Origin of the sequence: Lysinibacillus sp. YS11 (assembly GCF_002896375.1) — a bacterium.
GTDB lineage: Bacteria > Bacillota > Bacilli > Bacillales_A > Planococcaceae > Lysinibacillus > Lysinibacillus capsici.
Map to the genome: position 1 here is coordinate 2,733,006 of NZ_CP026007.1, position 12,539 is coordinate 2,745,544.

Here is a 12,539-nt window from a genome sequence, read left to right on the forward strand (position 1 = left end):
CCTCCTAGAATATGTTTTGTTTTTTATAGCTTTAGATACTTGCTCTGTCTATAAAGCTATTCATTTTTATATGCAAACTATTTTAAAATAGAGAGCTGCGGGTTTGAGACTTTTTGTGTTTCACGAACGGAGGCAGTTGCCCCTGTACGTGTAAGTTCTTTAATGCCATATGGTCGAATGAGTTCGATAAAGGCATCAATCTTCTCTGGATGCCCTACTACTTGATACGTCACAACATTTTTGGCTGTATCAATAATTTGGGCGCGGAACGGTTCAACAATTGAATTCATTTCCAAACGTAAATTTGGTGGGGAAATCACCTTTACTAGTGCTAGCTCTCGCAGAACAATCGATTTATCGGTAATGTCATTGACCTTTAACACATCAATTTGCTTGGATAGCTGTTTCACTAGTTGCTCAATTTTGCGTTCGTCCTCTATGTTGACTACGAAGGTCATCTTTGAAAAATTCGGTTGCTCCGTATGACCTACTGTAATCGATTCAATATTGAACTGACGCTTCATCAATAAACCTGTCAAACGGTTTAATACACCACTTTGGTTAATCACAGTTACGGTAATTACTCGCTTCAATTTTTTTCACCCCAATCATTTCATGTAAGCCTGTGCCAGGTGCTACCATTGGGTAAACACATTCAAGCTGTTTCACTCGACAGTCAATTAATACTGGCTCATCAGACAGCAGTGCCTCACGGAAAATAGACTCTGCTTCATCGATTGTGTTAATACGATAACCTTTAATGTTATAAGCATCAGCTAACTTAACAAAATCTGGTTGGATCGGCATAAGTGATGATGAATAGCGCTCTTCATAGAATGTTTGTTGCCATTGACGTACCATGCCAAGACAGCTATTATTCAAAATCACTATTTTTACTGGTAAGTTAAATTCCTGTAGGATGGATAGCTCCTGTGCCGTCATTTGGAATCCTGCATCTCCTACAATCGAAATAACTTTTTTGTCTGGCTTCGCAAATTGGGCGCCAATTGCGGCCGGGAAGCCGAAGCCCATCGTACCAAGTCCACCAGACGTTACCCATGAATGATCATTATTTAAATGATAATATTGCGCTGCCCACATTTGATGCTGCCCAACATCTGTCGTCACAATGGCATTACCTTCAGTTACCTTGTGCACTAATTGCAATGCCTCTTGTGGTAGGATTTCTTGCGTATTTGTATCCTTGCAATACCATAACGGATATTCCATCGCATGATTCCTTAAATAAGCTAACCAATCGGCTGTATCAGGACCTTGGAAATCCTTTTTCAATAGTGCTTTTAAAGCCTCCTTGGCATCAGCAACAATTGGAATATCTGTCGGTACATTTTTGCCAATTTCAGCAGGATCAATATCGATATGGATAATCGTTGCATTTGGTGCAAATGTAGCTAGATTACCTGTTAGACGATCATCAAATCGTGCCCCAATATTGAGTAATAAATCCGATTTTGTGATCGCTGTATTTGCTGTAGCTGTACCATGCATCCCTGCCATCCCAAGGAATAAGTCATGTTCACCATGGATGGAGCCCAATCCTAGCAATGTGTTCGTTACTGGAATACGATATTTTTCTGCGAAAGTCGTTAATTCCTCACGTGCATCCGCAAAAAGAACACCTGCACCCGCTAAGATGATTGGGTTTTTTGCCAATGAAATGGCTTGAATCGCCTTTTGGACTTGTAAATAATTTGGTTTATATGTTGGCTGATAGCCTGGTAAATAAATTTCATCAGGTGCTTGCGGTGGATTCTCTACATCAAACAACATTTGGGAAACATTTTTTGGGAAATCCACGACAACTGGTCCCTTACGACCTGTGCTAGCGATATGGAAAGCTTCCTTCACAATGCGGGGAATATCATTGACATCCTGCACCTGATAGTTGTGCTTTGTAATCGGTGTTGTAATCCCCATAATATCGGCTTCTTGGAAAGCATCTGTTCCGATCACAGATGTCGCAACCTGTCCTGTAAAAACAACCAATGGAATAGAGTCGATCATGGCATCCGCAATACCTGTTACAAGGTTTGTTGCACCAGGTCCACTTGTGGCAATAACAACGCCCGTTTTACCTGAAACACGAGCATAGCCTTCGGCCGCATGAATAGCACCCTGTTCATGTCTTGTTAAAATATGGCGAATTGGGTTTTTATACATCGCATCATAAATTTGTAATACGGCTCCTCCTGGATAGCCAAAGACAATTTCAACCCCTTGATCGTGCAATGCCTGCACTAATACATCTGCACCGTCCTTCGCTTGATAGGTTTGTTCAGCTGTTGCTGTTGTAGCTAATTGTTCTTGTTCATTGATTGAAACATTCGCACTCATCAAATTATGCCTCCTTCATTTCTTTCAAACTCACACATCAGTGTTGTAGATTAGTGAAGTGTCAATAGCTGGATTGACTATTCCTCTCATCCTTTTCGTTGAGAGGCTGTTCAATTGCATCGTGAAAATAATAAAAAGCCTTTTTCTCCACACGCAAAGAACTACCTTACGTAGGGATGAAAAAGACTTTCCATGGTACCACCCTTTTTTATAGCAAATAATTGCTACCTCGCGAATAAATGACAGCATTTATGCACCAATGCGAAAGACATCGCATCCAATATAGTGCCATAAAACATTTATTCATTAATAACGAGCACTTTCGACTATGCCCGGAGCTATCTAATGGTGTAAACACGTTTAATAGCCCACTCCGAGGGGATGTCGGATCTAGTTGTATCGCCGGCTTCCAGCACGACCGGCTCTCTGGTAGATACAAGGCTCTAGAACCTTTAACCTCATCAACGTTTTTATTTATCTAGTTGTTAAATTTTCATTACGCCTCCAGTGGAAGCGCTCGTCACTAATTTTGAATATCTTGCTAACCAACCACGTTTGATTTTTGGCTCAAAGACTGGTAATTTTGCACGACGTTCAGCTAAAATTTCATCTGAAACTTGTAAATTAATCGTACGATTTGGTAGATCAATTTCGATAATATCTCCGTTTTCTACTAAAGCGATTGGACCGCCTTCAGCAGCTTCTGGTGAAATATGGCCAATTGAAATACCACGAGATGCACCTGAGAAACGACCATCTGTAATTAATGCAACCTTTGTACCAAGGCCTCGACCTTGAATGGCAGATGTTGGTGCAAGCATTTCTGGCATCCCTGGGCCACCCTTAGGTCCTTCATAGCGAATGACGACTACATGGCCCTCTTTCACCGTTCCATTATCAATGTTTTCTTGTGCTGCTTCTTGTGAATCAAAGACAATTGCCTCGCCCTTGAATACTTTGATAGAAGGATCAACGGCCCCAACTTTAATAACAGAGCCATCTGGTGCGATGTTACCGAATAAAACTGATAATCCACCTACAGCACTATATGGATTGTCTTTTGTTCGAATGACTTGATCATTCGTGATGTGATAATCTTTGACAAGCTCACCCATTGTAACGCCTGCTACGGTTGGACGGTCTGGATGAATAGCACCTGGAATAGATGTTAATTCATTAATAATGGCACTTACTCCACCCGCTTTATTAATATCATCCATTGAAATATCTGAAGCAGGCATGATTTTTGCTAAATAAGGCACTCTTTCCGCTACTTTATTAATATCTTCAATGTTGTAATCTATTTCGGCTTCATTGGCAATTGCTAATGTATGAAGAACTGTATTTGTGGAGCCCCCCATTGCCATATCAAGAGCAAAAGCATCATCAATTGCCTCTTTTGTAATAATATCGCGAGGTTTAACGTCTTCCTTGACCATGCGAATTAATTGCTTAGCTGCTTCTTTAATCAGCTTGTGACGCTCTTCAGAAGTGGCAACGATTGTACCATTTCCAGGTAAAGCAACACCAAGCATTTCCATTAAGCAGTTCATGGAATTTGCTGTAAACATGCCTGAGCATGAACCACACGTCGGACAAGCATTATTCTCAATATCCAACAGCTCTTCCGCAGACATTTTTCCTGATTTGTGTGCTCCTACACCTTCAAACACAGATGTTAAGGAAAGCTGTTTCCCTGCTGCAGAAGTGCCTGCCTCCATTGGACCACCTGAAACAAAGATAGATGGTACATTCGTACGAACTGCTGCCATAAGCATTCCTGGTGTAATTTTGTCACAGTTTGGAATATAAAATACGCCATCAAACCAATGTGCATTAATAACTGTTTCAGCAGAGTCTGCTATAATTTCACGACTTGGTAAGGAATAACGCATACCAATATGCCCCATTGCAATACCATCATCGACACCAATAGTATTAAATTCGAATGGAATACCACCCGCTTCAATAATAGCTTCTTTCACTACATCAGCGAACGTACGTAAATGAACGTGACCTGGTATTATGTCGATATAAGAGTTACAAACCCCAATAAATGGTTTGCCTAGATCTTTTGCTTTTACTTTGCCTGTTGCATATAAAAGACTTCGATGTGGCGCTCGATCTACGCCTACTTTAATCATGTCACTTCTCATTTTAAACGCCCCTCATTGCTATCCATACTATGTTCGTTGCTATAGACAAAATGTTCTGTCTTTTTAATTTTGTTTATAGAGTAATAGCCTCTTAGACGACTACTGCTGTAACGAACGTGTTAAATTGTTGTTATCATAGTACGAAAAAAAGGTCTCGTCAACACCATTTTTTGAATTGTTTAAACAATTCAAAAAATCTGTCAAAATTGAAATCGTTTACATGCTGATTAAGCATCAGTTTTATCTCGCTTTGATAAAAATTTTGACATTTCGTTCAAATTTTAATTTTTTAATAATAAACAAAAATGGATAAATAAAAAATTCCCATATATTTGAATAAGCTAAGTTATCCAATCCTAGAGATAACGCTTACAATAGAAACAACTTTTTTAAGTATCCTGTAAAAAATATTTGTTCAGGATCGTATTGGTGTCGAATGCTTAAAAACTTTTCAATCTCTGGATACAACGCATAGACCGTTTGCGCTGTTAAATGATGTTGTTTTCCCCAGTGAGGACGACCTTCATATTTTTGCATCAATGTATGCACCCATTTAAAGTAAGGCTCTTCTGCCATTCCCTTATACATATGAAAGGCTATAAAAGCCGACTCACGCCCTTGTGTTGGACTTAAAAAACCTGCTTCGCCTGCAGTTGTTCGACACTCTAAAGGAAAATGAACATTAAAAGTCCCTTTTTTAAAGGTTGCATGGATTTCCTCCAAACAAGCTTCAAACTGTGATAAAGGGATGGCATATTCACTCTCTTGAAACTTCACGCTACGAGGTGAGGGATAAATTTCATAGCTTATCCCTACTTTTTCACTTTCTACCACATTGGCAGCCGCTATCTTGCTCATGGCACTACTTAAACCAGGTTTCCACTTACAAAGCTCTGACATCGCAAAGAAAGCCCCGTTTTCTACTATTTGTAGCTTTAACGTTTCTATTTTTTTATTCCATTCACTTTGATAAACAGGCGCGACCGCATTCATCCGTTTTACTTGAATTGTTTCACTACCAGGGAAATAAAACCACTCCACATGACGATGTTGACGAATATCCTCCGCAAATAACGAGAGACCATTTGTCAATGTTTCTCTTGCCCCCACATAATGCAAACCATATAGTGGTATGACCTTAATCGTTACTTTGACCAGAACACCTAGCATCCCAAGAGATACATGCAGCGCTTCAGATAAATCATCCATACCTCTCCTATGTTCCTGATAAGTACCAGTACCGTCTACAAATCCCCATGCCTGGACAGCTGACGATAGAGAACCAAGTGTAACCCCCGTGCCATGTGTGCCAGTTGACACTGCCCCTGCAATGGTTTGCTCCTGTATATCGCCCATATTGATTAACGCAAAACCGTGTTTCGCTAGCATTGGTCCAATTTCATATAGGTAGGTCCCCGCCCATAATGTTGCCTCCTGCCTTTCCTCATTCACAGCGATTAATCCACGCAGATTATGTAAGGAAATTGCTATATGCTCAGGCATAGCCACAGCGCTAAAAGAATGAGCAGCACCTGTGACACGGATTGTCTTTCCTGATTGACATGCATGCTTCACAATTGCTGAAACTTCATCAATAGAGTGTGGTAAATACATTTCACTCGGATAGGAAATAACATTACCAGCCCAGTTTGTCCACTTTTCACCATTTCGCCATTTTTCTATAGAAAACATTGTCCATCCCCCCTATATGTTGTGTAATGTCCTGCATACTTGTCCCCGCGAATAACATGTAGGACCTGAAAACGCTCACAAAGCTCTCCAGCCTTCGCATGTCGAAAATAAATGGTATCGCCAATATTGATACTCTTCCCTTTGACCTTAATAGGTGTTTGCACTTCCCCTGCGCCTTCTAGGCTAAGATATGCAAAAGTGGTAGGGTCATAGAATACAGGCAAACGATCCATTCCAATGGCTCCAGAAGCCGTATAGCCTCCCCCATGACAAACAACGATGTTTTTTTCAGGCATTCTTGTTACACGTAAGGCAAATCCAGCAGCCTTTTCTAGCTGTAAATGTGTAAATTGATCGAACAATGCTGGTGCATAAAAAGCCGAGCCAACTGTAATTTCCGTTACTTCCTTCTGTTGATTGGTGTACGTCATACTTCCTGATCCTCCACCATTAACAAAGCGTAGATTTGGAAAATAAGCCTTGATATGGGCGATCGCTAATCGACGAAACTGCGTTACTTGCTTTTTGGCTTGTACTTGCATGGCTTCTATGACTCTACCTTTTAAAGCATTTGCAGGACGATTGCCAACCCCTGCTATTTGAGCCTCATAGCCCATCGCTCCTACCACTTCAATTACAGGGGTGTTTTGAATGGTTTGTAAAAAAGGTGTCAACGTTTCAAGAGAAGACAATGACGAACGTTTTGTTCCAAAATACAATACTTTAAAATCATTAGAAACATTAAGATCAATACAAACCTGTACACGTACGCCAATCTCTTGTCCTAATTTCGCCAATAGTTGGATATGTTCTTGTCTGTCTACCATAAAGGTGACGATTTTTCCCTCCTTTACAAAATGCAACAATCGACGAATCGTTGCTTCCTCCATTACTGGATAGCCAAGCAATAAGTCATCAAACTGCTGCTCTAATAAAAAAAGGGTCTCTGCTGCAGTAAATGTCATAAACCCCACAACATTCACAAGTTTTTTTTGTATATAACGAAGGACCTCAATAGAACGAATCGATTTTGTTGCAATACGAATTTGTTTTCCCCCACAAGCATCTTGAACCATTTGTATATTTTTATCTAGTGCATCTAAATCTAACCATGCAAATGGTCTTTCCAAATCACAAAATGCTTGATCCAATCTTGACGTCATTTCATCACTCCCTTGTATAAACTATGTATTTGACATTTAGCAGAATAATTCCTTTTTTCAGTTAATTAAGCATAATAAAACAACCGTGAGCCTGTTTTACAATAAGACTACACGGTTGTTTTAATATGGGATAAACATTTCATTCACCTTTCTATTAAATTGGTTACGATGCGAATAAGAAATCAGCTGCAAGATTTAGCATTACTAATAAATGCAAACCAGCAATTAAAAAGCCTTGACGATTTAAACGTTTCATAACAGCCATATTCATATGACCACGCTCCTTTTCTACATTATAATCCCTTTATACAGAATTTTCAAACTATTAAAAAGTGGAAATTTACCCATTTTTCTTTTTCTACACAAAAAACTCTCCCAAAGAAATAAGGAATCGCACATAGAATTGACATTCTGTTTCAATAAAAAATAATGTATTTTTTCACGAATGAAAAGGTTATTGTAGTAAATAATTTAGTTAAATGGCTGTTTTTTATTGTTACTGGCGATTGGGCGTTGCATGCATTTCTGGTACGAATTGAATACATGAACATACTATAGAAGTAAGCGATAATCGGTGTATGTACAATATAGAAGTAATTGTAGTTAATGTGGACATTTTCACGGTAGTTTATGCAGGTGGATTAGCTATAAAGTGAGCACAGCAAAGGAGCTGCATTCACTTGTCTACAGCCTTATTTACAACATGTAATAATTACTAAACAAAATCACAGTGTTTAATCTACTCCATTCAGGGTATAACTAAGTAATCGCCATTATATCTTAAATTTAAGGAGATGAAAGTAATGATTAGTTTCATTTGGTATTTAATTATTGGAGGAATTCTTGGATGGCTAGCTGGCGTCATTTTAGGTAAAGATGTACCAGGCGGCATCATCGGGAATATTATTGCAGGGATTGTCGGTTCTTGGATTGGTAGTATGGTTTTAGGGAACTGGGGCTGGAGAGTAAGTGATTTCTACGTGTTCCCAGCACTAATCGGTGCCATCGTGTTGATCTTTATCGTCAGCCTTATTTTAAAAGGTATGCGTAAAGCAACTTAAATATGTAATGAAGAGCCATCCAATGTGATGGCTCTTTATTTTTTTTCATGTAAGAGAACAGCTGCTTGGAGCTCATCGTGAAAATCATCATACAACTGGTAGTAATATAACACATCCTCAACATATTTCTCGCTATGGTTGTATTGGTAAACAGCTTTCTTAATATTCCCTGTCGCAGCACCGTATTTGGATAAGTAATTCGCAGCACTAAATACTGCATCCTCAATATCATAGGGATCAGCTATTCCATCCCCATTTGCGTCAACGCCATATCCTCCATATTTAGCAATCGTCTCAGGACTCATCAATTCAGTTTTTGTGATGCTTCCTTTTCCCAAACCTGAGCATGTGGGATGCTGCCAGCCAACGAATGTACAGGGCATGAATTGCATATGCCCCTCTGCCCCAGCAGATGATACCATTGATTTTACCGTAGAAAACCGTGTTTCAATACGATGATGCGCAGCAAGTAATGTCCAGGGTACACCATATTTTTCTTCTGCAGCTACATAAACGGGAATGTATTGCTCAGGAATTTTCATATCGAAATGCTGTTGAATCTCCTCAATTGCCTTTTGCTGGACAAGCTTTTCGAATATCGGTAATGTTTGAAGCTCCTTCCAAGCAAAAAATGTGAGAACATACACGGTAATTGCAATTGGAATCAATAATGCTATCATACCCAATTTTGTCGCGGGTGATAACAGAGGTTTGTTATTCTTTTTCTTTGCCATACGTCACACCTAATCTAGTATTCTTTTTCTATATTACCAAATTTTCCGTAATGTGCAGTATATCTTTTCATTTTGAAAGAATGAAGTCTTCCACATCTATGAAAGTACATCATTTCCACCATGAAAGCAGTTGAAAGGTTTGCTAAAAATATAGTAAAATACAGATTGATTCGTTTATTGGATAATAATAGGGAGGAATTTATTTTGTGGAAAGACTTTAAAGAATTTGCGATGAAAGGCAATATTGTCGATCTAGCAGTAGCAGTAGTCATTGGTGGTGCTTTCGGTAAAATTGTTACCTCCTTAGTTGAAAATATCATCATGCCATTAGTCGGTGTTTTAACAGGTGGTATTGATTTAACAAAGAGTTTTGTTTTTGGCTCAGGTGAAGCCCAAATCAATTTTGGTGTATTTCTACAATCCATCATTGATTTTTTAATCATAGCATTTGCCATTTTTATGGCCTTACGAATTATGACAAAGCTCACACGTAAAAAAGAAGAAGCAGTCGTGGAAGAACCGGCACCTGAACTCGATGCCAAAGAAGAGCTTCTCAAAGAAATTCGCGACTTGCTAAAAAAAGAACAAGCCTAACATGTTGTTAAAGCATCTGTCTCTCATTTAAAGGAGGCAGATGTTTTTATTTTGTTTCCTTTACTTGTATTCTAACCGCTACTTCAAACCTATCCCTTACTTTGTCTGCTCTATCCACCACTTTTCGCGTTGTATCCGCTACTTTTCACGTTCTAACCGCTACTTCAAAACCTATCCCCCACTTTGTCTGCTCTATCCATCACTTTTCACGTTCTATCCGCTACTTTCTATCTTGTATCTGCTAACTTGAAACTATCCTCTCTTTAGCTCTATCTTTATTCTAGAATCTCCTACTATTCCTAGGTGATTAACTATAAATAATCTAGCTAATTTTCAGAAATCAACTTGTTCTTCTTTAGTATCCATGTTAAATTGGTAACAATTATTGAGAATACTATTAAATTGAAAGCAAAAGTTGTTGCTTTTAATAATATTGGAGAAAAGAGTGACGTCATGACATTAAACAGAAGTATTGAAACAAAGCTTGTACAACTTGGTAATTTAAGTGACCCAGCAACAGGAGCTGTAAGCCCACCCATTCATTTATCGACTGCTTATAAACATACTGGGATTGGTGAATCTACTGGTTTTGACTATACACGTACAAAAAATCCAACACGTGCTCTTTTAGAAGCAGGAATTGCTGATTTAGAGGGTGGCGATATGGGCTTTGCCTGTAGTTCCGGGATGGCTGCCATTCAATTGGTGTTATCCCTATTTAAACCAGGCGATGAATTAGTCGTGCCAGATGATTTATATGGTGGTACATATAGACTTTTTAATTTCTTCCAAGATACTTATAATATTAAGCCTGTTTATTCAAAATTTGAATCGGTTGAACAGGTGGAAGCATTAATGAATGAAAATACACGTGCAATATTTATTGAAACACCAACAAATCCACTTATGCAGGAGTTTGATTTACAAGTGTATGCGGAGTTAGCACATAAGCATGGGGCATGGTTAATTGTGGATAATACTTTTTATACGCCTTACTTCCAACGCCCTATTGAATTAGGCGCAGATATTGTGCTTCATTCTGCAACGAAGTATATTGGTGGTCATAATGATGTTTTAGCTGGGCTAGTGGTTGCTAAAGGCACAGAATTAGCCGAACGCATTGGCTTTATTCATAATGGTAGTGGCATGGTGTTAGGAGCTATGGATTCATGGTTACTTATTCGTGGTCTAAAAACAATGCATCTACGCTTAAAGCAACATGATGCCAATGCGAAGGCGATTGCTGCTTACTTAGAGGAAGAAGAGTTAGTGACCGATGTCCTTTATACTGGAAAAGGTGGCATGCTGTCATTCCGCTTGCAAAAGCCTGAGTGGATTGACCCATTCCTTCGTAACTTAAAGTTAATTACTTTTGCTGAAAGTCTTGGCGGTGTCGAAAGCTTTATTACGTATCCTGCTACACAAACACATGCAGATATGCCTTATGAAGAGCGTGTGGAGCGTGGCGTTTGTGATCGTTTATTACGCTTCTCTGTTGGCATTGAGGAAGCAGAAGATTTAATTGCAGACTTACGACAAGTGTTTGATATCCTTAGAAAAGAGGCGTAATTGATGAAGCAACGTATTGAAACAAACCTCATTCACGCAGGTGTTCGTGATGGCTATAGTAATAAAAAAGGGGCTGTTAACGTCCCGATGTATCTGTCCTCTACTTTCCATCAAGAAAGTATAGATGAATTTGGAGAATATGATTATGCTCGTTCAGGCAACCCTACAAGAGATGCGTTAGAAAAAGCTGTAGCAGAGCTTGAGGGAGGCGTTCGTGCCCATGCATTTTCATCTGGTATCGCTGCCGTATCAGCAGCATTAATGCTGTTATCGCAGGGAGATCATATCGTCATGACTGAGGATGTTTATGGTGGAACCTATCGTTTTGTAACAAAGGTGTTGCCGCGCTTTGGGATTTCCCATACATTTGTAGATTTTACGGATCTAGCAGCTGTAGAAGCAGCAATCACGCCAGCTACAAAACTACTTTATATGGAAACACCATCAAATCCAACGTTAGGCATTACAGATATTCGTGGTGTAGTGGCGCTTGCCAAGCAACACCACTGCCTTACATTCTTGGATAATACTTTTATGACACCGTTACACCAACGCCCACTAGAACTTGGTGTAGATGTCGTCATTCATAGTGCAACGAAGTTTTTATCTGGACATTCTGATATTATTGCTGGCTTAACGGTTACTGCCGATGAAAAGCTAGGTCAGGATCTCTACTTTATCCAAAATTCATTCGGTAATATTTTAGGTGTACAGGATTCATTCACACTACTACAAAACATCAAAACAACAGATGTACGTTTTAGTCGTTCTGCTGAATCTGCACAAAAAATTGCTGTTTATTTGGCTAGCAATCCACTAGTTGAGCAGGTCTACTATCCAGGGCTTGCTTCACACCCTGGCTACGCTATTCATCAACGTCAAAGCACAAGTCCTGGGGCCGTTTTATCCTTCCGACTACCAAGCTATACAGCTGCAAAGGCATTGGTTGAGGCGATGACAATTCCAGTATTTGCGGTCTCTCTTGGAGGAGTAGAATCTATTCTTTCTTACCCTGCAAAAATGAGTCATGCTGCTATGGAGCCTGAAGAGCGTGCTAAACGAGGCATCACAGATGGTCTTCTACGTTTTTCTGTAGGACTTGAGCATGTTGATGATTTAATTGCTGATTTTGCACAAGCCCTAGAGATTGCTGCCAAGGCTTAATTGAATCAACATAAAAACCGCGTCCAATTGACGCGGTTTTATTATAATAGG

General features: G+C 39.4%; 10 protein-coding genes. 4 read left to right on the forward strand and 6 right to left on the reverse strand.

Annotation, left to right across the window (positions count from 1 at the left end):
* Nucleotides 1-77: 77 nt before the first annotated feature.
* The 5 genes from ilvN to LBYS11_RS13605 form a co-directional block, all read right to left on the reverse strand.
* Nucleotides 78-593 (reverse strand): acetolactate synthase small subunit, encoded by a 516-nt coding sequence (gene ilvN, locus LBYS11_RS13585; protein ID WP_016991907.1) that lies wholly within the window; start codon nt 591-593, stop codon nt 78-80.
* Nucleotides 562-2,355 carry a biosynthetic-type acetolactate synthase large subunit gene (ilvB, locus tag LBYS11_RS13590; RefSeq protein WP_103118363.1) on the reverse strand — a complete coding sequence of 598 codons (1,794 nt, stop codon included), beginning with the start codon at nt 2,353-2,355 and terminating at the stop codon, nt 562-564. Before ilvB ends, ilvN begins: the two co-directional genes overlap by 32 nt.
* A 485-nt stretch (nt 2,356-2,840) precedes the next feature.
* Nucleotides 2,841-4,511, reverse strand: a complete 1,671-nt coding sequence (gene ilvD, locus LBYS11_RS13595) for a dihydroxy-acid dehydratase (RefSeq protein WP_103118364.1) — start codon at nt 4,509-4,511, stop codon at nt 2,841-2,843.
* 369 nt (nt 4,512-4,880) lie between these two features.
* On the reverse strand, nt 4,881-6,203 hold the full coding sequence (locus tag LBYS11_RS13600) for a D-arabinono-1,4-lactone oxidase (protein ID WP_054550477.1): 1,323 nt from the start codon (nt 6,201-6,203) through the stop codon (nt 4,881-4,883).
* A complete protein-coding gene (locus LBYS11_RS13605; protein ID WP_103118365.1) occupies nt 6,191-7,366 on the reverse strand; it encodes an amino acid deaminase/aldolase in 1,176 nt (391 codons plus the stop codon). Before LBYS11_RS13605 ends, LBYS11_RS13600 begins: the two co-directional genes overlap by 13 nt.
* Nucleotides 7,367-8,169: 803 nt before the next feature.
* Here LBYS11_RS13605 and LBYS11_RS13610 point away from each other — a divergent pair.
* The gene (locus LBYS11_RS13610) at nt 8,170-8,427 is read left to right on the forward strand and encodes a GlsB/YeaQ/YmgE family stress response membrane protein (protein WP_004231402.1); all 258 of its coding nucleotides are present in this window, start codon (nt 8,170-8,172) and stop codon (nt 8,425-8,427) included.
* A 35-nt stretch (nt 8,428-8,462) separates the two neighbouring features.
* On the opposite strand, the gene LBYS11_RS13615 is transcribed toward LBYS11_RS13610, so the two are convergent.
* A complete protein-coding gene (locus LBYS11_RS13615; RefSeq protein ID WP_016995260.1) occupies nt 8,463-9,161 on the reverse strand; it encodes a lytic transglycosylase domain-containing protein in 699 nt (232 codons plus the stop codon).
* 204 nt (nt 9,162-9,365) lie between these two features.
* On the opposite strand from LBYS11_RS13615, the gene mscL reads away from it, so the two are divergent.
* From mscL to LBYS11_RS13630, 3 genes are all read left to right on the forward strand, one after another.
* On the forward strand, nt 9,366-9,755 hold the full coding sequence (gene mscL, locus LBYS11_RS13620; RefSeq protein ID WP_009370295.1) for a large conductance mechanosensitive channel protein MscL: 390 nt from the start codon (nt 9,366-9,368) through the stop codon (nt 9,753-9,755).
* 453 nt (nt 9,756-10,208) lie between these two features.
* Entirely contained in the window at nt 10,209-11,324 is a 1,116-nt protein-coding gene (locus tag LBYS11_RS13625; protein WP_026023403.1) for a methionine biosynthesis PLP-dependent protein, read from the forward strand.
* 3 nt (nt 11,325-11,327) lie between these two features.
* Nucleotides 11,328-12,488 (forward strand): aminotransferase class I/II-fold pyridoxal phosphate-dependent enzyme, encoded by a 1,161-nt coding sequence (locus LBYS11_RS13630; RefSeq protein WP_103118366.1) that lies wholly within the window; start codon nt 11,328-11,330, stop codon nt 12,486-12,488.
* Nucleotides 12,489-12,539: the final 51 nt, after the last annotated feature.